Origin of the sequence: Sphingomonas sp. NPDC092440 (assembly GCF_044754985.1) — a bacterium.
Lineage (GTDB): Bacteria > Pseudomonadota > Alphaproteobacteria > Sphingomonadales > Sphingomonadaceae > Sphingomonas.
The window spans coordinates 65404-88038 of record NZ_JBIVQA010000007.1 but is presented as its reverse complement, the minus strand read 5'-3'; the positions used below and the strand labels follow the sequence as shown (position 1 = coordinate 88038).

At 65.7% G+C, this 22635-nt stretch carries 15 protein-coding genes and 2 pseudogenes; 10 read left to right on the top strand and 7 right to left on the bottom strand.

Features of this window, described 5'->3' with window-relative positions:
- Positions 1-212 precede the first annotated feature (212 nt).
- A complete protein-coding gene (locus ACIQCS_RS13305; protein ID WP_345851755.1) occupies positions 213-869 on the top strand; it encodes an META and DUF4377 domain-containing protein in 657 nt (218 codons plus the stop codon).
- Between the two features lie 39 nt (positions 870-908).
- Here ACIQCS_RS13305 and ACIQCS_RS13300 read toward each other — a convergent pair whose 3' ends face one another.
- From ACIQCS_RS13300 to ACIQCS_RS13285, 4 genes are read right to left on the bottom strand one after another with little or no spacing between them, the layout of a single operon-like run.
- Complete coding sequence (locus ACIQCS_RS13300) at positions 909-2339, bottom strand: efflux transporter outer membrane subunit (protein WP_345851757.1); 1431 nt, start codon at positions 2337-2339, stop codon at positions 909-911.
- Positions 2336-5527, bottom strand: coding sequence for an efflux RND transporter permease subunit (locus ACIQCS_RS13295; RefSeq protein WP_345851759.1), 3192 nt, complete (start codon positions 5525-5527; stop codon positions 2336-2338). The genes ACIQCS_RS13300 and ACIQCS_RS13295 overlap by 4 nt, the downstream gene beginning before the upstream one ends.
- Entirely contained in the window at positions 5524-8658 is a 3135-nt protein-coding gene (locus tag ACIQCS_RS13290) for an efflux RND transporter permease subunit (RefSeq protein WP_345851760.1), read from the bottom strand. Before ACIQCS_RS13290 ends, ACIQCS_RS13295 begins: the two co-directional genes overlap by 4 nt.
- Positions 8655-9881 carry an efflux RND transporter periplasmic adaptor subunit gene (locus ACIQCS_RS13285; protein WP_345851761.1) on the bottom strand — a complete coding sequence of 409 codons (1227 nt, stop codon included), beginning with the start codon at positions 9879-9881 and terminating at the stop codon, positions 8655-8657. Before ACIQCS_RS13285 ends, ACIQCS_RS13290 begins: the two co-directional genes overlap by 4 nt.
- A gap of 491 nt (positions 9882-10372) precedes the next feature.
- On the opposite strand from ACIQCS_RS13285, the gene ACIQCS_RS13280 reads away from it, so the two are divergent.
- The 9 genes and pseudogenes from ACIQCS_RS13280 to ACIQCS_RS13240 all read left to right on the top strand — a co-directional run.
- Positions 10373-10945 (top strand): hypothetical protein, encoded by a 573-nt coding sequence (locus ACIQCS_RS13280; RefSeq protein ID WP_345851762.1) that lies wholly within the window; start codon positions 10373-10375, stop codon positions 10943-10945.
- Between the two features lie 67 nt (positions 10946-11012).
- The gene (locus tag ACIQCS_RS13275) at positions 11013-11465 is read left to right on the top strand and encodes a hypothetical protein (protein ID WP_345851764.1); all 453 of its coding nucleotides are present in this window, start codon (positions 11013-11015) and stop codon (positions 11463-11465) included.
- A complete protein-coding gene (locus ACIQCS_RS13270) occupies positions 11465-13981 on the top strand; it encodes a TcfC E-set like domain-containing protein (protein WP_345851766.1) in 2517 nt (838 codons plus the stop codon). Before ACIQCS_RS13275 ends, ACIQCS_RS13270 begins: the two co-directional genes overlap by 1 nt.
- Positions 13969-14676, top strand: coding sequence for a hypothetical protein (locus ACIQCS_RS13265; RefSeq protein WP_345851768.1), 708 nt, complete (start codon positions 13969-13971; stop codon positions 14674-14676). The genes ACIQCS_RS13270 and ACIQCS_RS13265 overlap by 13 nt, the downstream gene beginning before the upstream one ends.
- 75 nt (positions 14677-14751) lie before the next feature.
- A complete protein-coding gene (locus tag ACIQCS_RS13260; protein WP_345851770.1) occupies positions 14752-15252 on the top strand; it encodes a hypothetical protein in 501 nt (166 codons plus the stop codon).
- A gap of 160 nt (positions 15253-15412) precedes the next feature.
- The gene (locus ACIQCS_RS13255) at positions 15413-15919 is read left to right on the top strand and encodes a DUF5690 family protein (protein ID WP_345851772.1); all 507 of its coding nucleotides are present in this window, start codon (positions 15413-15415) and stop codon (positions 15917-15919) included.
- 272 nt (positions 15920-16191) lie between these two features.
- Positions 16192-16377, top strand: coding sequence for a hypothetical protein (locus ACIQCS_RS13250; RefSeq protein ID WP_125618629.1), 186 nt, complete (start codon positions 16192-16194; stop codon positions 16375-16377).
- A 376-nt stretch (positions 16378-16753) separates the two neighbouring features.
- Positions 16754-17986, top strand: coding sequence for a tyrosine-type recombinase/integrase (locus ACIQCS_RS13245; protein ID WP_286772173.1), 1233 nt, complete (start codon positions 16754-16756; stop codon positions 17984-17986).
- A gap of 66 nt (positions 17987-18052) precedes the next feature.
- Positions 18053-18817: pseudogene (locus ACIQCS_RS13240) on the top strand (HAD-IC family P-type ATPase); the annotation flags it as partial.
- A gap of 97 nt (positions 18818-18914) precedes the next feature.
- On the opposite strand, the pseudogene ACIQCS_RS13235 reads toward ACIQCS_RS13240, so the two are convergent.
- The 3 genes and pseudogenes from ACIQCS_RS13235 to ACIQCS_RS13225 form a co-directional block, all read right to left on the bottom strand.
- Positions 18915-19031: pseudogene (locus tag ACIQCS_RS13235) on the bottom strand (IS5/IS1182 family transposase); the annotation flags it as partial.
- Positions 19032-19148: 117 nt separating this feature from the next.
- Positions 19149-20021, bottom strand: a complete 873-nt coding sequence (locus ACIQCS_RS13230) for an undecaprenyl-diphosphate phosphatase (protein WP_286772172.1) — start codon at positions 20019-20021, stop codon at positions 19149-19151.
- A 66-nt stretch (positions 20022-20087) separates the two neighbouring features.
- Positions 20088-22610 carry a cation-translocating P-type ATPase gene (locus ACIQCS_RS13225; protein WP_286772171.1) on the bottom strand — a complete coding sequence of 841 codons (2523 nt, stop codon included), beginning with the start codon at positions 22608-22610 and terminating at the stop codon, positions 20088-20090.
- Positions 22611-22635: the final 25 nt, after the last annotated feature.

Sequence of the window (22635 nt, the reverse complement as noted above, 5' to 3'; positions counted from 1 at the left end):
GTCAATCGTGCTGGCCCGGCATAGGATCGCGCCGTCACGCCCCGCCGGCGCGGCCTGCCTTTCTGGCCGGCAACGGCGGGGACACGTCTCGTTCATTCCGCCGCGTTCACAGGCGCCGCCAGTATCAACGGGAGTTTGACATGATTTTCTCGCATCGGGCCGGTCGGGCCGCGATTGGCCTTCTCGCCCTGGCCTCGGCAGGCGCAACTGCGATGGCGGCGCCCGCGCCGCAGCGGGCGGGCACCGCCGCCCTGGCCGCGAATCACTGGGATCTGGTGGCATGGAGCGGCCGCAAGCTGCCGGAGGGCAGGCCGCTCCGCCTCGATTTCGACGCCGGCCGCCACAGCTTCTCCGCGGACACGGGATGCAATCGCGCCGGCGGCGCCTATCGGGTGAAGGGCCGGACGATCCGGCTCGGCGACGGCAAGGGCCAGTTCGCGAGCACGCTCATGGCCTGTCCCGAGCCCGCAATGGCGACCGAGCGCGCCTATGTCGCCAGCCTTGCGGCGGTCCGCTCCTACCGGATCGATGGCGACCGCCTCGTGCTGCGGACCGCCAAGGGCGCCACGCTGACCTATCGCGCCGCGCACAAGCCCGCCGCGAGCGCGCTGCGCAAGTTCATCTATGTCTCGGCCGAGACCAGGCCGTGCACCGGCGTCGCGCCGATGACCTGCCTCCAGGTGCGCACGAAGGAAAGCGATCCCTGGCAGCTCCATTATGGCGGCATTGTCGGCTTCGAGCCGCAGCCGGGGATCGAATATCGCATCCGGATCATCGAGGAGAAGATCGCCAATCCGCCGGCAGATGCCTCTTCCATTCGCTGGACCCTCGATCAGGTGGTCGAGCAGCGCGTGGTCAAGCGCCGGTAAGTCATGGCCCGCACCCTTGCCCTGCCGGCGAGGGTGCGGTCATCGCGGCAGCGGCGTGCCCGGATCCGGCGCATGCCAGCCGCCGCCGATCGCCTGGACCAGCGAGATGGCGGCAACCTGCCGGTTGACCACGGCGAGGATATCCGTGTTGCGCGCCGCCAGCGCGGTGTTCTGCGCCACGATCACGCTCGAATAGGCGACCGTGCCCGCCCCATATTGGTTGCGCGCGATCCGCTCCGCCGCATTGGCGGCGGTGGCGGCCGCCGCGCGTTCGGTCGCGACGGTATCGAGCACGCGCACGGCGGCGAGCTGGTCCTCCACCTGCTGGAAGGCAGTAAGCACGGCCTGGCGATACGCCGCCACCGTCTGGGCATATTGCGCGCGCGCCTGGTCCACCTTGGCCGTGCGCGCGCCGAAATCGAGCAAGGTCAGCGCACCGGTGAGCCCCAGCGACCAGGCGCTGCTCGCCACTCCGAACAATGCGCCGAGCGCCGAGGATTGCTGCCCGATCTGGCCGGTGAGCCCGATCGTGGGGAAGAAGGCGGCGCGCTGGACGCCGATATTGGCATTGGCCGCCGCCACGCCGCGCTCGGCCGAGGCGATGTCGGGCCGGCGCTCGATCAGCGCGCCGGGCAGGATGGCGGGCACTTCGGGCACCGCGCGGTTCCAGGTCGCGGCGGGCGCGATCGAGAAGGTGGAGGGATTCTCGCCCACCAGCACCGCGATCGCATGTTCGAGCAGCGCGCGCTGGCGGATCAGGTCGGCGGCATCGCCGCGCGCATTGCGCAGGGCGGTTTCCGCCTGGAGCACGTCCGCACGCGCCGACACGCCGGCATTGTAGAGATTGGTGGTGATGGTGAGCGCGCGCTCATAATCCACCACCGTCGCGTCGAGCGCGACTTTCTGGGCTTCGATCCCGCGCAGCTGGACATAGTCCAGCGCCAGCTCGGCCTGGGCCGACAGCGTGGCATTGGCGAGATCGGCCTCACTTCCCTGTGCCTGTGCGCGGGCCTGCGACACGGTATTGCCGATCTTGCCCCACAGATCGGGCTCCCAGCTGGCCTGCAGCCCGAGCTGGATCGAGCCCGCGGGCTTGATGCTGCTGTTCGCCGCCAGCGGCCCGCTGTCGTTCGCATTCGCCTGCAGGCTGACCGTGGGGAGCGCGGCGGCACGCTGCTCGCGCACCAGCGCCCGGGCCGCGTCATAGGTGGCCTTGGCCGCGGCGAGATTCTGGTTGGAGACGATCACCCGCCGCTCGAGATCGTCGAGCACGGGATCGCCGAACATCGTCCACCATTCGCCCTTGGCCATGGCATCCGAAGGGGTGGCGGGGCGCCATCCCGGCGCTTCCTTGAAGCTGGCTGGCACGGTGGCGATGCTCGGCCGCGCATAGGGCGGCGCCAGGTTGCACCCGGAGAGCAGCGTCGCGGCAAGCACGGGCACGGCGAGCAGGGGGCGGGTTCGGGTCATGCGGGCTCCAGTCCGGGTTCGTCCGGGTCGTGCCGTGCCAACAGCCGCTCATGCGGGCTGCGGCGGCGGAACCGGTCGAGGGCGAGGAACACCACCGGCGTGGTGAACAGGGTCAGGAATTGCGCGGCGACCAGCCCGCCGACGATCGCGACGCCCAGCGGCTGGCGCATCTCCGCACCTTCGCCGAAGCCGATCGCCAGCGGCAGCGCGCCCAGCGCCGCCGCGAGCGTGGTCATCACGATCGGGCGGAAGCGCTGCAGCGCCGCCTCCCGGATGGCGTCGACCGGGGCGAGGCCGCGCCCGCGCTCGGCGTCCAGCGCGAAGTCGATGATCAGGATCGCGTTCTTCTTGACGATGCCGATCAGCAGGATGATCGCGATCAGCCCGATCACGTCGAGCTGCATTCCCGCCAGCATCAGCGCCACCACCGCGCCGACGCCGGCCGAGGGGATGGTCGAGAGGATGGTGATCGGGTGGATCGCGCTCTCGTAGAGGATGCCGAGCACCAGATAGATGGCGACCAGCGCGGCCAGGATCAGCAGCGGCATCGATCCCATGGACTGCTGGAGCAGCTGGGCATTGCCGGCGAAGCCGCCATGCACGGTGGCGGGCAGCCCGGCGCCGCGCTGGATCGCGATCAGCCGCGCCGCCGCCTGGCCGAGCGTGACGCCGTTCGGCAGGTTGAACGAGACGGTGGCCGAGGGTTCGCCGCCCTGGTGGTTCACGATCGCCGGGGTCGAGTTGTTCTGCCAGCGCGCGATGGTGGAGATCGGCACGATCGTGGCGGGCGTGGTGTTCACAGCGTTGCCCGTCGAGGCATCGCGGCCGGCGCCCGTGGTCGATACCGGCGCAGAGACGGCCGCCGCCGCCGCGCTGCCGGCGCCGGCGGGAACATAGGTGCCGTTCAATGCCTCGGGCGAGGTGCTGAACTCGGGCGCGACGCCCAGCACGACATGATATTGGTTGAGCCCCGAATAGAGCGTCACCGCCTGGCGCTGGCCAAAGGCATCGTACAGGGCGTTGTCGATCGCCTGGTTGGTGATCCCCAGCCGTGCCGCGGCGACGCGGTCGACCGTGAGATAGGTCTCCGAGCCGCCATCCTGCTGGTCGATATCGACATCGGTGAAGGTCTGGGGCTCGCGCTTCATCAACTCCACCAGCTTGGTGCCGGCCGCGCGCAGCGTGACCGGGTCGTTCGCCTGGAGCGTATATTGATAGCTGCTGTTGGCGCTGCGGCCACCGGTCTGCAGGTCCTGCACCGGGTTGAGGAAGGCCGTGACGCCGGTGACCCGGCCGAGCTGGGGGCGCAGCCGGTTGATCACCGTGCGGGCGGGATCGCGCTTGCCCTGTTTCAGCATGATGAACAGGAACGCGCCGCCGGTGCGCGATCCGCCGGTGAAGGCCACGACATCGGCCACCGCGGGATCGCGCTTCACCATCCCGACGATCTGGACGAGCCGGGACTGCACCGCGCTGAACGACATGCTCTGATCGACATGCACGCCGCCCATCAGCGAGCCGGTATCCTGTTCGGGGAACAGGCCCTTGGGCGCCTGGACGATCAGCGCAATGTTGAGCGCGACCGTCGCGGCGAGCAGCGCCAGCGTGATGCCGCGATGCGCGAGGGCGCGGTCGAGCCCGTGGGAATAGCGCGCGCGCACATGCTCGAAACCGCGCTCGAACCATTGCGCGAAGCGGGGCGGGCGTTCCTCGCGGCGCAGCACCAGCGCGGCGAGCATCGGCGTGGCGGTGAGCGAGATCACCAGGCTGATCGCCACCGCCACCGACATGGTCACCGCGAACTCGCGGAACAGCCGCCCGACCACGCCGCCCATGAACAGCAGCGGGATGAACACCGCGATCAGGCTTGCCGAGATCGAGAGCACGGTGAAACCCACTTCGCGCGCGCCGGTGAGCGCGGCCTGCACCGGCTTCATCCCGCGCTCGATATGGCGGGCGATGTTCTCCACCACCACGATGGCGTCGTCGACGACGAAGCCGGTCGCCACGGTGAGCGCCATCAGCGAGAGGTTGTTGAGCGAGAAGCCCAGCATGTAGATCACCGCCACCGTGCCGAGCAGCGAAGTGAGCACGGCCATGGCGGGCACCAAAGTGGCGCGCAGCGAGCGCAGGAACAGGCTCACCACCCCCACCACCAGCAGCGTGGCGATCAGCAGGGTGATCTCCACTTCGCGCAGCGAGGCGCGGATCGTGGTGGTGCGGTCGCTGGCGAGGTGCAGCTTCACATCGGCGGGGATCGACGCCTGGAGCCGGGGCAGGGCCGCCTTCACGGCGTTCACCGTCGCGACGATGTTGGCGCCCGGCTGGCGGGTGATCACCACCATGACGGCGCGCTGGCCGTTGAACAGGCCCATGGTGCGCACGTCCTCGGGCCCGTCATGGACATTGGCGATGTCCTGGAGCCGCACCAGCGTCCCGTTGCGGCTGGCGACGGGCAGGTCGCGGAAATCCTCGGCGCGCACGCCCGGCGTGTCGGCATAGATCTGCCAGGCCAGCCCCGATCCCTCGATCAGGCCGCGCGGACGATTGGCGGCGCTGGCCGACAGGGCCGCGCGCACATCCTCCAGCGGAATGCCGTAGCGGGCCACGGCGAGCGGATTGACGTCGACCCGTACCGAGGGGAGCGCCGCGCCGCCCAGCTCGACATCGCCCACGCCCTCCACCTGGAGGAGGCGCTGCTGCACGATGGCGGAGACCGTGTCGAAGATCTCGGCGGGGCTGCGCCGGTCCGAAGTGAGTGCCAGGATCATGATCGGCGCGTCGGCGGGATTGACCTTGCGATAGGTGGGGTTGGTGCGCAGCGTCGCGGGCAGGTCGGCGCGGGCCGCGTTGATCGCCGCCTGCACGTCGCGCGCGGCGCCGTCGATATCGCGGCCGAGGTCGAACTGCAGGGTGATCCGTGTCGATCCGGTGGACGAGGCGGAGGTCATCTGCGTCACCCCCGCGATCGTGCCCAGCCGCTTCTCCAGCGGCGCGGCGACGCTGGAGGCCATGTTCGACGGGCTGGCGCCGTTCAGCGTCGCGGTGACGCTGATCGTCGGCAGGTCGATCTGCGGCAGGGGCGATACCGGGATCGAGAGCGTCGCCGCCACCCCGGCCAGCATCAGCCCCAGCGTCAGCAGCAGCGTGCCGACCGGCCGGCGGATGAAGGGGGCGGAGAGGTTCATGCCGCCGCCGGTGCCTCCGCGGGCGGCCCGGCCCGGCCGAAGCGCGCGCCCAGCCGCTCGAACGCCAGGAAGATCACCGGCGTGGTGAACAGGGTGAGCAGCTGGCTGACGATCAGGCCACCGGCAATGGCGAGGCCGAGCGGCTGGCGCAGCTCGGAGCCCATGCCGGATCCGAAGATCATCGGCAGCGCGGCGAACAGGGCCGCGAAAGTAGTCATCAGGATCGGGCGGAAGCGCAGCCGGGCCGCCTGGCGGATCGCGGCATCGGCCTCCATCCCTTCCTCGCGCTGGGCCCGGATCGCGAAGTCGATCATCATGATCGCGTTCTTCTTGACGATGCCGATCAGCAGCACGATGCCGATGATCCCGATCACGCCCAGCCCCTCGCCCGACAGGATCAGCGCGAGCAGCGCCCCCACCGCGGCGGCCGGCAGGGTGGAGAGGATGGTGAGCGGGTGGATGAAGCTCTCATAGAGCACGCCCAGCACGATATAGACGATCACCACTGCGGCGAGGATCAGCCAGAACTCGTTGCCGAGCGAGCTGCGGAACGCTTCCGCCGCGCCCTGGAAATGGGTGTCGAGCGACGCGGGCACGCCGATCTTCGCCTCCACCCGCGCCACGGCGTCCACCGCGGCGCCCAGCGAGACCCCTGGCGCCGGATCGAAGCCGATCGTCGCGGCCGGGAACTGGCCGACGCGCGTGATGAGGAGCGGTGCGGTGCCCTTGTCGAACCGCGCCACCGTGCCGAGCGGGACCGAGGTGCCGCTCGATGTGGGGACATACAGGCTGTTCAGCGCATCGGGCGAGGTGAGCATGCCGGGCTGGCTCTCCAGGATCACCCGATATTGGCTGGCGGCGGTGAAGATCGTCGAGACGATGCGCTGGCCAAACGCGTCGTAGAGCGCGCTGTCGATCGTCGCGGCGCTGATGCCCAGCCGCCCGGCGCTCTCGCGGTCGATCGTCACCGTCACGGCCCGGCCCTGGTCGAGCACGTCGGACGTGACGTTGGCGAGCGCGGGCTCGCGGCGCAGCGCCGCGGTCAGCCGCTGCGCCCATTGGTTGACCTGCGCCTGGTTCGCGCCCTGCAGCGCGAAGCGGTAGCGCGTCGGCCCGCCCTCCGAATCGATGGTGAGATCCTGGACCGGCCGGAAATAGACCTGGACGCCGGGGATGCCATGGACGCGCTCCGCCAGCCGGTCGAGCAGCGCGGCCTGGCTGCCGCGCTCGGACTGGGGCTTCAGGTTGATGAGCATCCGCCCCTGGTTGAGCGAGGGGTTGACGCCGTCCACGCCGACATTGCCGCTCAGGCTGTCCACGTCGGGATCGCGCAGCACCGCGTCGGCCACCTGGGTCTGGATCGCCTGCATCCGCGCGAACGAGGCTTCCTGCGGCCCGGCCACCACTGCCTGGAGCTGGCCGGTGTCCTGTTCGGGGAACAGCCCCTTCGGAATGGCGAAGGCGAGCAGCGCGGTGAGCGCCAGCGTGCCGGCGAAGAGCAGCAGCACCAGCCGCTGGCGCTCCAGCACCCAGGCGAGGGCGCGGGTATAGCCGTGCGCCACCCGGTCGAACGTCGCGAGCGACCAGCGGACCGGAGCGATCAGCCGCTCCTCCGATTCGCGCCGCAGCCAGCGGCCCGAGAGCATCGGCACCAGCGTGAGCGCGACGCCGGCCGAGATCACGATCGTCACCGACAGCGTTACCGCGAACTCGCGGAAGAGCCGGCCGACCACGTCCCCCATGAACAGCAGCGGCACCAGCGCCGCGATCAGGCTGACGGTGAGCGAAACGATGGTGAAGCCGATCTCGCCCGATCCCTTGAGCGCCGCCTGAAGCGGCGTGTCGCCTTCCTCGATATGGCGCTGGATGTTCTCGATGACGACGATCGCGTCGTCGACCACGAAGCCCGCCGCGATCGTCATCGCCATCAGCGTCAGGTTGTTGATCGAATAGCCGAGCTGATACATCGCGCCGAAGGCGCCGACGAGCGAGAGCGGCACCGCGAGGCTGGCGACGAAAGTGGCGCGCGGGCTGCCCAGGAACAGGAACATCGCCAGCGTGACCAGCACGACCGCGAAGGCGAGCTCAATCTGCACGTCCGCCACCGAGGCGCGGATGCCGGCGGTGCGATCGGTGAGCAAGGTCACGTGCACGTCGGGCGGAAGCTGGGCCTCGAGCGCGGGCAGCGTCGCCTTGATCGCGTCCACCGTCGCGATCACATTGGCGCCGGGCTGGCGCTGGACGTCGACGATCACCGCCGGCGTGCGGTTCATCCAGGCGGCGAGGCGCACGTTTTCGGTCGAATCGACCACATTCGCGACGTCGCTGAGCTTGACCGGCGCATTGTTGCGCCAGGCGACGATCAGGTCGCGATATTCCTGCGCCGTGCCGAGCTGGTCGTTCCCGTCGATCGACCAGGAGCGGGTGGGGCCGTCGAAGCTGCCCTTGGCGGCATTGGCGTTCGCGGCGGTGATCGCCGCGCGCAGCGCCTCGGTCGAGAGCCCGAACGACGCCAGCGCCTGCACATTGGCCTGAATGCGGACCGCCGGCCGCTGGCCGCCCGAAAGCGTCACCAGGCCGACGCCGCTCATCTGGGAGATCTTGGCGGCGAGGCGCTGGTCGGCCAGATCCTCGATCTGGGCCAGGGTTCGCGTGCGCGAAGTCAGGCCGAGCGTCACGATCGGCGCGTCGGCGGGATTCACCTTGGCATAGATGGGCGGGGCGGGGAGGTCGGACGGGAGCAAGGTGCCCGCTGCGTTGATCGCCGCCTGCACTTCCTGCTCGGCCACGTCGAGCGACAGGTCGAGCTTGAACTGGAGCGTGATCACCGAGGCGCCGGCCGAGGATTGCGACGACATCCGCGCCAGCCCCGCCATCTGGCCGAACTGGCGCTCGAGCGGGCTGGTGACCGTGAGCGCCATCACGTCCGGGCTGGCGCCGGGATAGAGCGTGCGCACCTCGATCGTCGGATAGTCGACTTCGGGCAGCGCGGACAGCGGCAGCACGCGATAGGCGACCAGCCCGGCGAGCAGCACGGCCACCGCCAGCAGCGTGGTCGCCACCGGCCGCAGGATGAAGACGTGCCAGGGGCCCGCCCGCTCGACCGGGCCGGGCTGTTCGTCCGCGCTCACTGGCCTGCGCCGTGCCGGTGCCTGTGCCCGCCGCCGGGCTGGCCCGTGCCGCCCCTGCCGCCGCCGGTACCCTGCTTGCCCGGCAGCGTGACGCTGGCACCGTCATCCAGGGTATCGGCCCCGTCCGTCACCACCATCGCGCCCTGCGGGAGCCCGCTGGCGACGATGATGTTGGTGCCGTCGCTCGGTCCCAGCTTCACCAGCGTGAGCTTCACCGTGCGATCGGGCTGGATCACGAAGACGAAATCCCCGTTCGCGCCGTGCCGCACCGAATTGACCGGCACGGCGAGCCCCTGATGGACGATGCCGATCTCGGCCGAGACGTTGACGAACTGGCTCGGGAAGAGCGCGCCGCCGCCATTGCCGAAGCGGGCCTTGGCCTTCACCGTGCCGCTGGTCGGGTCGATCTGGTTGTCGAGCGTGAGGAAGCGGCCCTGGGCGAGCGTGGATGCGCCGGTGGAATCGGTGGCGTTGACAGGCATCTCGCCGCCGCTCGCCAGCCGTGCCTGCAGCGTCGCGATCTGGTTCTGGGGCAAGGAGAAGGTCACGTCGATCGGATCGATCTGAGTGATCACCGCCAGCCCCGTCGTGTCCGAAGGCGTCACGTAATTGCCGATATCGACCTGGCGCAGGCCGATCCGCCCGCTCACCGGCGCGCGGATCGACGTATAGGCGAGGTTGAGCGCGGCCGTGCCGATCGCCGCACGGTCGGCGCCGATGGTGCCGTCCAGTTGCTTGAGAGTAGCCGCCTGGGTCTCGACCTGCTGGCGCGCGATCGAATCCTGCGCCAGCAGCCCCTGGTAGCGCTTGAGATCGGTCGCGGCCATGTCGCGCTGGGCCAGGTCGCGGGCGAGGTTGGCGCGCGCCTGGGCGAGCGCGAGCTTGTACGGGCGCGGGTCGATCTGGGCGATGAGCTGCCCCTTCGCCACCATCTGCCCCTCGGTGAAGTGCAGGCTGAACAGCGTGCCGGCGATCTGGGTGCGCACCGTGGCGGTGGTCAGCGGCTGGACGGTGCCGATCGCCGCCAGCCGGATCGGCATGTCGATCCGCCCGACATGCGCGACGCCCACGGTGATCGGCTGGCCCGCACCGCCGCGATGCCGCCCGCCCGGCGCGCCTTCGCGGGAGGCGCTCCACCGCCAGGCCGCGAATATGACCAGAAGCAGGACAAGGACGATGCCGATGGCGCGCCAGCGGAGCGGGGTCAGCTTGAAGCCTGTCACCAGCGCACCTTTCGTGCTGTCAGGTTGTACCGGCGATATTAGACGCGCAATGAAGCTGCCGGTCTAGGTGCAAATATGTATCAAAGTTGGGAAGGTTCGGAACCGGTCCAGCTATTGATTTCCGGGCAATTTCCTCTGGATCGGTACTATTCTGTCGATGAATATGTCGCAACTTTGCTCGCGGCGAAGGCGCGATCGCGGCGACCCCCGGTGCGGTGTGCTTGCCGGCGTCGGCCCTGGGCGGGCATGCCGTAAATTACGCTATTACGGTGGCAGGTGCCGGCGGAGGAATCCGAGGGCTTATGAACGCCATAGTGCGGCGGGCCCATGTGCGGGCGGGGTGGCGGCCGGGATTCCCATTCCGGCGCTAACTATCCTGATAATACGGATTTTACCGAGATCGTGGAGCGACGATAGCTTAATCCGGATTCTATAGTCTGGCGCCAGAAACGAGAAGTTTTCGTAGCACCTCAGGAACGAGGTAGAGTATGATGGCGACCAATATCGGCAAGATTTCCATCACCGCCCGCCGGGCTGCATATTTGTGCGCGGCGGCGGGGGCACTGACGGCGGGTCCGCCGGCATTTTCCTCCACCCAGGGAACGCTCGGCGCGACTTCGACGGGATCGGTCAGCATCACGGCGAGCGTCGCGAATCGCGCGCAGATCACCGGCCTGACCGACATCTCCTTCTCCGCCGTCGATCCGGCCACCGCGGCGACCAGCTCGCAGAGCGACTGCGTCTGGAGCAACACCGCGACCAAGGGGTACAGCATCACCGCCACCGGCAGCGGCACGAGCGGCGCCTTCACGCTCGCCAACGGCGCGTTGACGGTGCCCTACACCGTGCAATGGGCGGCGAGCACCGGGCAGACCAGCGGCAGCGCGCTGACCGCGGGAACCGCGCTCGGCGGGCTGACCACGACTGCCGCCAACCCGACCTGCAGCACCGGCGCCGCGACGACCTCGAGCCTCATCGTCTCGATTTCCGCGCCGAACCTGCAGGGCATGGCGGCGGGAGCCAGCTACACGGGCACGCTGACCCTGCTGGTGACGCCGCAATAGCCGCGGGGCGGTCAGGGAGGGTCCGGCCATGCAGGGTCGCTCCCGTTCCCTATCCGTGGCGGCGGGATTGCTCGCAACCGTCCTGCTGGCGGCAAGGCCCGTGCCGGCTTGCGCCCAGAATGTGCAGATAACCCAGCTCAGCGACGTGTCGTTCGGCACGATCTCGAATGTCGGCATCGATCAGATCCAGAGCCAGTCGGTGTGCGCATATAGCGGACTGCTGGGCGGCCGCTATACGCTGACGGCGACGGGATCCGGCGCCGGCGGCGCGTTCACGCTCGCCAACGGTGCGAGCGTGCTGCCCTATGAAGTCCAGTGGAACGGCTCCGCCGCCGGGCAGAGCTCGGGCACCAACCTCGTGTCGGGTGCGGCACTGACCGGGCAGACGGCGCTGCTGAGCTGCCCGCTTCTTCAGGTCACCAATTCGAGCCTCATCATCATCCTGCGCGGCGCCGCGCTGACCACGGCCACCGCCGGGAACTACAGCGGCACGCTCACGATCATGCTTGCGGCGAACTGATGCGGATGCGCCGTGCGATACGCCTCGCGCTGGTCGCGCTGCTGGCCGCGGCGGGCATGGGCGCCATGCCCCTGGCGGCGGCGCAGGAGGGCGGGGGGCAGGCTCCCGGCGGCGGCGCGCCTCCGGCCAGGCCGGTGGTGGTGACGGCGGCAATGCCCAGCGACTTCGCCGCGCTCGCGCAAACGCAGAGGCTGGTCGCCGACGTCTTCTTCGGCGGCACCCGGATCGGGCAGTTCGATGTCGAGGCCAGGCCCGGAGAGGTCCGGTTCGCGCGCCCCGAGAGCGTCGTCGCCGCGATCCCGAATGTCGCCGATGCCGGGGCCGTCACCCATGCCCTGACCGGCGTGCTGGATGCGAACGCGCGGTTCCTGTGCGCCGACACGTCGAGCCCCTGCGAAGCCCCGAAGCCGGAGGCGGCCGCGATCGTGTTCGATCCGCGGCGCTTCCGCATCGATCTGTATCTGAATTCGCGCCTGCTGGCGGTGCGCGCGGCGACTGCCGATCGTTTCCTCCAGCCCTATAGCAAGGGCCTGACCTTCGTCGACGTGGTGGGCGGTGCCATTGCGGGCGGCGACGGACAGGCGCTCAACTATAATTTCTACAACCGCGCGATCATCGGCGCCGGGAATGCGCGCCTCGTCTCCGAGGCTTCGGTCTCCTCCGGGCGCGGGCTCGATGTCGATACGCTCGCGGCCCAGCTCGACCGGCCGGGCACGCGGTACAGCGCCGGGCTGTTCTATGCGCCCGGCGCCGATCTGGTGGGGCGAAGGCGTATCCTCGGCGTCGGCATCGCCTCGCAGTTCGACACGCGGGCGGACCGGATGCAGCTGTTCGGCAGCCCGCTCATCGTCTTCCTGGGCCAGCGTTCGCGCGTCGACATCTATGTCGAGGGCCGGCTGGTGAGCTCCCACAGCTTCGAGGCCGGCAACCAGACGCTCGATACCACCGCATTGCCGGACGGCTCCTATCCGGTCGAGATCCGCATCCAGGAAGCGAGCGGGGTGGCGCGCATCGAGCGGCGCTTCTTCACCAAGAGCACTGCCATTGCCCCGGTCGGGCATCTCTCCTTCTTCGCCAATGCGGGCCTGCTGGCGGTGGACCGGAAGGACAAATGGCTGTCCGTCGCGCGCGTGCCCCTGCTGACGGCGGGGCTGGCCGGGCGTGCCGGCCCCACCATCGCCTGGGACGCGACCGTGATGATGACGGACCGCAAGGCGCTGACCGAAGTCGGGATCACCTATCTCGCCCCCAATTTCCAGACGCGCCTCGCGGTGCTGGGATCGAGTGCGGGCGACTATGGCATTGTCGGGCAGGCGGGCTCCACGACGGGTGGCGCATTCGGCTATAATTTCGACTTGCGCTATGTGCACAGCCGCGATCGCGCGCCGCTGATCCCGCTCGCCGACTATGTCTATGACAATTTCTCATCTGCTAACCCTATTGTTCAGGGTTTTCAGGGAGCTAGTGCAAGCTTTGCTCAAGCGATCGGAAATGTCTCCTATTTCGTCGGCGGCGGGCAGATCGGCGTCAGCGCCTATCTGCGTCATGACGAAGGGCGCCCGACATCCTATGCGATCGGCCCGACGGTACGATGGACGGTGTTGCGCCGCCGGCAGCTCCAGCTCACCTTCAATGGCGCATATGCCGCCACCAACTGGGGCCGATCCATCGCATTTGGACTTCAATTACAGGTATTTGGAAATAGATCCTCATTCAGTGTGCAAACTGGCGCGCAGACCGGGCTCGGCGATCGGCAGCGCCGGCTGGACGATGTGGAGGAGGTGTCGGCTTCGATCCATCGCAGCGGGGTGCTGGGCGGCGAGCTCGATGCGTCGGGCACCGTCCAGCACAGCGGCGACGGCACGGTGCTCCAGGCCTCGGCCAGCGAGCGCAATGCCACGGGCTTTGCCTCGGCGAGCTTGGTCCACCGCATGGGGGGGACGGGCAGCGCCAGCCAATATGCCCTGACCGCGCAGACCGCGCTGGCCGCGGGCGGGGGGATATTCCATATCGGCGCGCGGGACCAGAATGACAGCGTCATCAGCGTGGGGGTGCGCGGCAATGCCCGTGCCGCGCGCTTCGTGGTGCTGGTCGACGATGCGCCGCGCGGCGAGATCCGGACGGGCGAGCATCTGAACCTGGCGGTCACCCCCTATCGGCGATACAAGGTCCGGATCCGTCCGGTCGGCAACGAACTGGTCAGTTTCGACGCGCAGACCCGATCGGTCGACGTCTATCCGGGCACGGTCGCCGCGCTGGACTGGAAGGCCAATCTGGTCCTGGCGATGTTCGGGCGGCTGACATGGCCCGATGGCAGCCCCGTCGCCAATGCCGACATCGTTGCCGACGGCGCCATCGCCGCGACCGACATGCGGGGCTATTTTCAGTTGCAGGCGCCGGGCGATGCGCAAATCATGGTGCATGCGACCGACGGCCGGACATGCCGGGTAAAGCTCGACGCGAAACCCTCGCAGAACGACTATTCCGCAATCGGAGACGTCCAATGCCGACCTTGAAGCATTTCTCCCCGAACCCGCGCATTCTTGCCGTGCTTGCGGCGATGGGGCTGGCCGCCATGCCGGCCAGGGCCGGGATCGTGCTCAGCCAGGCGGTGGTCGACATATTGCCGTCCGGGGCGATCGCGCAGGACATCGACATATGGAATGACGGGACCGAGGTCTCCTATGTGACCGTCGAGCCCGCCGAGATCGTGTCTCCCGGCCAGCCGGGCGAAACCAGGACGCCGATCACGGACCCCGGCATCGGCGGGTTGCTCGTCACGCCGCAGCGGCTGATCCTGCAGCCCGGCGAGCACAAGCTCATCCGGATCGCGGCGATCGTGCCGCGCGGGGCGACGGACCGGATCTACCGCGTCGCCGTCAAGCCCGTGGCGGGGCCCGTCAGCGCGCCGGTCACTGCGTTGAAGCTGCTCATCGGCTATGACGTGCTCGTCATCTATCGCCCCGCGCGGCCGACGGTGAACGTCGTCGGCGAGCGGAACGGCAATGTGCTGACGCTGCGCAATGCCGGCAACAGCAATGTCGAGGTCCATGAGGGCAAGCAGTGCGACCCCGCGCGACCGACGGTGTGCGTGACGCTGCCGGCGAAGCGGCTCTATGCCGGACAGGTCTGGCAGCAGACGCTGACCATGGCCGGCCCGGTGGATTATCGGATCGCGCAGGGGCCGCAGAGTACCCAGCAGCGCTTCTGAGAGACGGGGAGGGCTATTCAATACTATACGTCAGGGTTCATATAGTCATGACGCTGAAAGGTTGGATAGTTTGCCGTGAAATTCATCATATCATTGCTATTGGTTGCTTCTGCGATATCAGCATGTTCTGATGGTGGCATGAATTTTTCATGCAGAATCCCTAATAGATATGAGTATCGTGGAAAGGAAGATTCCATGGTATTGAATTATAGCGGGCATGATGGGCTATATTACATGGAGAGCGCGCACGGCGATGGAATGGTGGATGGTGGAAGGCTCAATGTAATTATCGATAGACGTAAAAATTTTTTCTACATAAAGAATCTTATATTGATAGATCGCGATAGTTTTAATTTGGATCAATGGAAATTTGCCGAGTTATCTTGTAAGAAAACAAAAAAATACTCTTCAGGTGTAGAGTTCGAATTTTTGTGCCGGGACACTGAGATGCAAAATGGAATTCATGGGCACTTTACGAAGGCGCGTGGAATTACTGCGCTTCGGACTTATAGATCTGAAGAGAAAGACTCGTGGCAGCTCCTGGGTGATGTCGGCATTGCCCGTCCCTGCCTTTAGGTGACTGTCAGTGCGGAGAGGGCACGCAACGCCGATCGGAGCATGCGCGTCTACTGAAGTGATCCTCTCTCATAGGAGAGCTGAATTCCAGTGAATTCAGGAGACGATATACCCAATACCTAATTGTCGAGCGCTGCATGTTGGCTTCGAGCTGTAGCCTATGCTGCCCGTATCGATCCGCGACAGCGCGCGGGCGTTACGCTGTCTCAATCTCCTGATATGCTTGGGGGCGGCGACGATCTTTCTGGCAACGCTGGCGTTCCAGAACGGCGTGCTCGGACCGATAGGGTGGATGATCCTGTCAGGGGCGGGTCTCTATCTTGGCTACACCTCGTTCCAAGCAATCTACTTCGATCGGCTGCTCGCTGCCACGGGACGGACGGGTAATGCCGGCTTTCTGATTTATATCGCCGACGCCTCGGGGTATCTCGGCAGCGTCGTCGTGATGTTCGCGAAGAGCTTTATGGTGCTTTCCGTCGATTGGCTGCAGTTCGTCGTTTCGCTGAACTATCTCGGCGCGGCAGCCATCTTGCTGATGATGCTCCTGACCCATTTTGCTGGCCGTGCGCAGCTGGCACCGATTTCGGACATGGCAATGGCAAGCATCGGGACCGTTGCGGCGCCAGCGCCTCCGCCACCCCCTCAGCCGGCGCCATATCCCATATGACGGAGCTTCGTTGCCGGTTCGTGTGATGGAGGCGACTACTGCGCTTCAATCTGATCCGTTGCTGCTCACGAAGCGGGCTACGGGCCTGAGTCTGGCGGTCTTGCTCGGACGTCGGGTCTATAGCCGAGTGCCTTTCATTGCCGCAGCAGCATTAGGCTCGACGGTGTCAGGACCGGGCTCGGCCCGATCCACGCGCGCGAGCAGGCTGCGAGCGCGAGCCACAAGGTTCTGGCCGCCGATTGGTATCGCGCTCGAGCAGGTGGAGCTCCGGCGTGCTGAAATCGGCCGCCGACGCGCGCCGTCGTCAGCTTGCGGCGTTTCCAAGGAAATCCTGGGACATCCCGGAAGCGCCAAGAGAAAAACATGGGAGAAAAATGATTCAATGGAAACGAACTGTCGCTAACCCATTGAAAACGCTGGTGACCCCTACGAGAATCGAACTCGTGTTTTCGCCGTGAGAGTACTGATTTTAAAGCATTCTGGATGCGCTCGGACACGTTCATGTCTATTTTAACTAATTATAATAAATGGAAAATATCCATGACCGTCCGATTTCGTCCGAGGGGGTATATTACACGATTTTACACGATTTTTTTTCCTGCTACAACGACCAGGTTCCGGCGCGCGCGGCCGTAACTTCCCGCGTCAAGCGGTATCCGGATGCTAGCATTACGTAGGTGCTCGATGAGTAGGCAGGTCCAGGAAGCGAATCTCCAAGTTCGAGCGGCTCGACAAAGGCTCAGGGCGAGGGCGGAGCCGTATTGGCGCGCGCTCGAAGAGGGGCGTCACCTGGGATACTTTAAGGGTCTGAAGCGCAGCAGATGGGTCGCGCGGATGCGTGTTCCGTCCGGCGACGAGCTTGTCTATTTGACCTATCGCCTCGCGTTGTGTGACGATTCCGAGGAGGCCGACGGCGATCGAATCCTCAATTGGAGCCAGGCAAAGCAGAAGGCTGAACATTGGTTTGCGTCACAATTGCGCGCGGGTTCAAAAACCCGCATCGGCCCGCAAACCATCAAGCTGGAGGAAGCGGCGACCGCTCTAAACGAGTTGACTGTGAAGGAGGCAGTGGATGCCTACGTCACCATGCGCGACGCGCGCGACAAGGCGAGGATTGGGCGCGCTGTAAAATCGGATGCCCATCGATTGAAGCTGCACGTGCTGGAGGGCAGTGAATTAGGCCATTTGCCACTCGATTCTCTTTCGGAGGACAACCTCCGCGCATGGACCGATGGGCTGGCCGATATGAAGGCCAGCACACGCAAACGGCTGGTGAATGATTTCAAGGCTGCACTCAACGACACGTATCGCCGGCATCGAAAGGTTCTGCCGCCGGATTTTGCGATCATCATCAGGCACGGGCTTGTCGCGCAGTCCGTTCCGGAAGGTGAGGCCGATTCTGGCGTGCGCGAAAATCAGATTTTGACGGACCAGCAAGTCGCTAGGCTGATTGCGACGTCGATGTCGCTCGACCCGGATGGGGATGCGGCTCGGGTGATCATATTGCTGGCGGCGACGGGCGCGCGCTTTTCGCAACTCCGTCGGATGCAAGTCCGGGACGTACAATGCGATCAATCGAGGTTGATGGTCCCGCCATCGCGGAAAGGAAAGGGAAAAACGGTTTCCCGTATCCGCGTCCAAGTGGGGGCCGATGTCCTTGCTGCCCTGGAGCCTATCCTCGTTTCGCGCCCCGCTTCCGCCACGCTTTTGGAGCGCTGGCGACATAAGCAGACGGCACCGGCAACCTGGGTGCGCGCGGATCGTGGAGCATGGCAAACGGCGTCGGAACTGACGCGATTCTGGAAGAAAGTGGCGGATCAGGAAAATCTGCCGAATCTCGTGCCCTATGCGCTTCGACACAGCTCGATCGTCAGGGGTATCAGAGTGGGTCTTCCCATTCGGCTCGTGGCGGCATTGCACGATACCTCTGTCGCAATGATCGAACGCCATTATTCAAGATGGATTACTGAGGGTCTCGATGATTTGGCCGCAAAGGCAGTAGTACCCCTAATTACTATGACTGACGCCGCTGTCTCGGACAGCGAGGCCGATTCAGGTCCCGATTAGTGGTCTCAACGCTCTTGCCTTTCACACACGTTGCTCTGCTGGATTAGCTCAAATCGCTTGGCGCCCCCTCAGGCCGACAATCTCAAGAGTCTGACGGGTCGCGGCGTTTCGGCGGTTGTCGTTGAAGATGAAGTGCTCATCGGCAAAGCCGAGATGTTCGGCACTGCCGGCATTGCCCCGCTGTCGGCCGAGATGACGGCCGCTATCGAGAAGCTGCGCGCTAGCGGGCAGACTAGCATAATCGCGCGCCGCTACGATAAAGACCTTGGCGCGATCGGCCTGCTCGATACGCCGCGGGAGGCGGCGAAGGCTACGCTCAGAAATCTGCGCGCGATCGGCATCAAACGGATGGTTATGATTTCGGGCGATCATCAGCGAGCAGCCGATGCGATCGCCATGGAAGTCGGCATCGATGAGGCATGGGGTGACCTTATGCCGGAAGACAAGGTTGAGGCGGTCAAGAAGCTCCGCGCCGAAACCAAGGTCGCCATGGTTGGTGACGGCGTTAACGACGCCCCAGCCATGGCGACGGCGACGGTAGGGATCGCCATGGGCGCCGCCGGGTCGGACGTGGCCTTGGAGACGGCCGACGTGGCTCTGATGGCAGACGATTTGGCACATTTGCCATTCGCGGTCGGACTTAGTCGCAGCACGCGCTGGGTCATCCGCCAGAACGTGTTCGTGAGCCTCGGCGTTGTCGCATTCCTCGTGCCCGCGACGATCCTCGGGCTCGGTATCGGCCCTGCGGTCATGATGCACGAAGGGTTGACCTTGCTGGTCGTCTGCAACGCGCTCCGGTTGCTCGCCTATCGGAACAAAGGGAATACGTAATGAGCAACCGGCTCCCCAAATTGGTCTGTATCGCCTACCGATAGCTGCTGTTAACCGCGCGTGGAGAAACACTCTCAACCGGCGCGGGATTTTAGCCCCCGATCGGCGAACACATCGCCTCAAAATCGGGCGGCAAAATTTTCATTGCCTCGTCCACGATCGCGCGGATCGGCCGCAAAGGATGATCAGCCGGAACCCGAGCCTCGCAACTCATATAGGAAAACAAACCCGCCGTTTACCTGTCGCCGCCGCGCATCGCATCGCCCTCTCATCACCCCGACGATACTGAATCACCCTAAACCTCATCGGGGAAGGCTTTTTTCGCGCCCTGTTAGACCAACCAGGCATTAGTGGTCGCAATGAGCAGAAGAACGCCAAGCGCTCCGCGATAGATGACGAATGGCCAAGCGGAGAATCGCTCAAGGACCCGCATCAGCGCCCAAATGGCTGCGAATGCAGAAACGGACGCGACAACCAGTCCGAGGGCCAAAACGGACCAGCCCTGTGTGTCGAGATGAGCTTTGTTCAGCTCCGTTAACTCCTTCGATCCGGCGACAGCGATCGCCGGGATACCCAGCAGGAAGGAGAAGCGTGCCGCCTCCTCGCGCTTGAAGCCAAGGGCCAAAGCCGCAGTTAGGGTCGAACCCGATCGCGAGACGCCAGGAATCAAGGCACCAACCTGAGCGAGCCCGATCAGAAGCGCATCGACAAGCGAGGAACTCTCGACGGTCCGGCGATGACGGGCCGTGATCTCGGTCATCGCCATCAGGAGTGCCATGCAGAGACAGGCCCAGCCAATCACCGTAAGACTGCGAAGGGGCGAGTTGCATGTGTTGAGGCTGTTGGACAGGAGGGCACCCGCCAGCACGATCGGGACTGTCGCAAGAGCGATCCAGATCGCCAGACGGAAATTGGGATCGGCGAACTGCCGACGGCTGATTGCCGATATAGAACCGACCACCAGGCGGCGAACGTCCTGCCAGAAATAGCTGATGACGGCAGCGAGCGCGGCGAGCTGCATCGCGGCCGAAAAAGCGGAGCCGGGATCTCGCCATCCCAACAGGGCGGGCACGATGCGCATATGGGCCGTCGAGGAAATCGGCAGAAGTTCGGTGATACCTTGCACCACTCCCAATAGTGCGACCTTGGCATAGCCCAGTGTCACGAAACCCGTGTCGACCCCTGCGGCACATTGTCCGGTCATATCAGTGCATTCCTCCTGGGTGTTGGATGCCCGTAGATCGTCGCTTTGCTGTCCTGGATAATCGGATTATCGCACTCGCTGATCTCGACCGACAAGACGCATGCCATTGAGAACGACCAGGAGCGACGCTCCGACATCCGCCGCGATCGCGCCCCAGAGGGACGCCATGCCAATCAGCGTCAGGCCTGCGAACACGAGCTTCACCGCCAGCGAGAAGCCAATGTTCTGCCGGACGATGGCGAGCGTCGCCCTCGAATGCCGAATGAGCCACGGCAGACGGGAGAGGTCGTCCTGCATCAGTGCGATGTCCGCTGTCTCGATCGCCGCATCGCTGCCAATCGCGCCCATCGCGATGCCAAGACCGGCGCGCGCCATGGCCGGCGCGTCATTGACGCCGTCCCCGACCATCCCGACATGGCCGTGTTGCGCTACCAGGCTTTCTATCGCTTCGACCTTCTGTTCGGGAAGCAACTCGGCGTGGACCTCATCGATACCGGTATTGCGCGCGATGGATTGGGCAGGCGCGTGGCCATCGCCAGTCAACATCACGACCCGGGCGATGCCAAGTTCATGCAGTTGCGCGACGATCTGTCTGGCCTCGGGACGCACCGCGTCACCGACCGCAATAAGTCCGATGACTGCCTCCGCTTTACCGACGATGATCCCGGTCAGACCAGCTGCGGCTATCCGATGCAAATGGGCGGTGAGCGCATAATCGCCAGCGTCCTCAAGTCGCTCTACAAGATAGCCCGGCGATCCGACCCAGGCCTCGCGACCGTCGATCGCACCAACCACGCCTTTGCCGGGCAATGCTGTCACGGACTTTGCGGGGACCACGTCAACGCCGCGTTCCGCCGCGGCATCGAGGATCGCACGCGCAATCGGGTGCTCGCTTCGCGCTTCGATCGCAGCCGCGATCGCCAGTAATTCAAGCTCGTCTCGGCCGTCAAACGGGACCAGCTCGACCACCTTGGGACGCCCAAGCGTGAGCGTGCCCGTCTTGTCGATGGCGATCGCGGTGATGCGGGCCGGCGTCTCGAGATGGACGCCACCCTTGACCAGCACGCCCTGTCGGGCTGCGCCGGTCAGCCCCGCGACGATGCTGACCGGGGTCGAGATGACCAGGGCGCAAGGGCAGGCGATGACAAGCAACACCAGCGCCTGATAAAACCAGGCGGCCCAACTGCCCCCGAGTAGAAGCGGCGGCACGAGGAATACCGCCAGCGCCAGCGCCATCACGACGGGCGTATAGATCCGCGCGAAATGTTCCACCCACTGCTCGGTCGGCGCCCGTTTACTCTGCGCTTCGCCAACCATGCGCACGATACGGGCGAGCGTCGTGTCGGAGGCCGGCCGGGTCGTTACGATCTCGATCGCTCCCATGCCGTTGATGGTTCCCGCAAAGACCGTTGCGCCTTGTGCGACGGTGACGGGGACGCTCTCGCCGGTAATCGGCGCCTGATCGACCGCGCTCGTCCCCGCAACCACGCGCCCATCGAGCGGAATCTTGCCGCCAGGCGGAACTATCACCTGCGTTCCGACAGCGACGTCCGCGACCGGCACATCCTGCTCGACGCCTGCGGCATCCCGTATTCGGGCGGAGTTGGGCGCGATGTCCATGAGTGCCGCGACGGCACGGCGAGCACGTCCGAGGCTCCATGCCTCGAGAGCAAGCGCGAGAGCGAAGAAAAAGGCGACCGTCGCGGCTTCGAACCATTGCCCAATGCCGAGGGCGCCTGCCACCGCGACGATCATGAGCAGGTTCATGTCGGGCCTGAGCCGTCGCGCGGCGAGGGCGGCCTTGGGAGCGACGTATCGGACCGCCGAGAGGATCGCCAGCGAGTAGGCGAGCATGGCCAGGAGGGGAGGGTGGGCCTCGCGCGCGAGGCTCTCGTGCAGCACCGCAGCGAGGCCGCTCGCACCGGCATGGATCGTGAAACCCACCACGACCAACACGCCACTGGCGATCGTCAGCACCGCCTGAACGCGGCGCCGACGTTGCTCGCCTTGCGCACCGGCGGTGTTTCCACCTTCTTTCCAAGGTTCGGCGCGCATGCCGGTGCGTTCGACCGCCTTCAATATTCCGGCGTGATGCACGGCATCGGACGCACCTGCGACCGACATGCGGCCATTGATGAGATCGAACGAGAGGTTCTCCAACCCGACGACCGGCCCGACTTCGCGCTTGAGAACCGCGACTTCGTCACCACAGTCCATGCCGTGGATCTTGAAGATGACGCTATCCGGAGGATCCGGACGCGCCTGTTCGACGGGTGGCCGGTCGCCGGAACAGCCGCTGCACTCATCAGCAGTCGTTTCATCCTTTTTGGTGGCGCCAGGCGCTTGCCATTCGGCTGTCATCCCGGTGGTCGACACCGCCGCGATCACTGCCTCCACCTCGAGGACCGCCTCGACTTCGATGTCGAGGAGTCCGCGCTTCGGCTGGAACGACAAATGCCGCTCGTCGAAGCCAAGGGGGAGGAGGGCCTCCTTGAGCAGGCGCACCTCATTCTGGCAATCGAGTCCGCGGATCTTGAATCGCAATTGGCGCTTCGTAGCGATAGCGCTCGCCTCGGTCGGCTCGATCATAACGTCACCTCGACTTTTCGACATG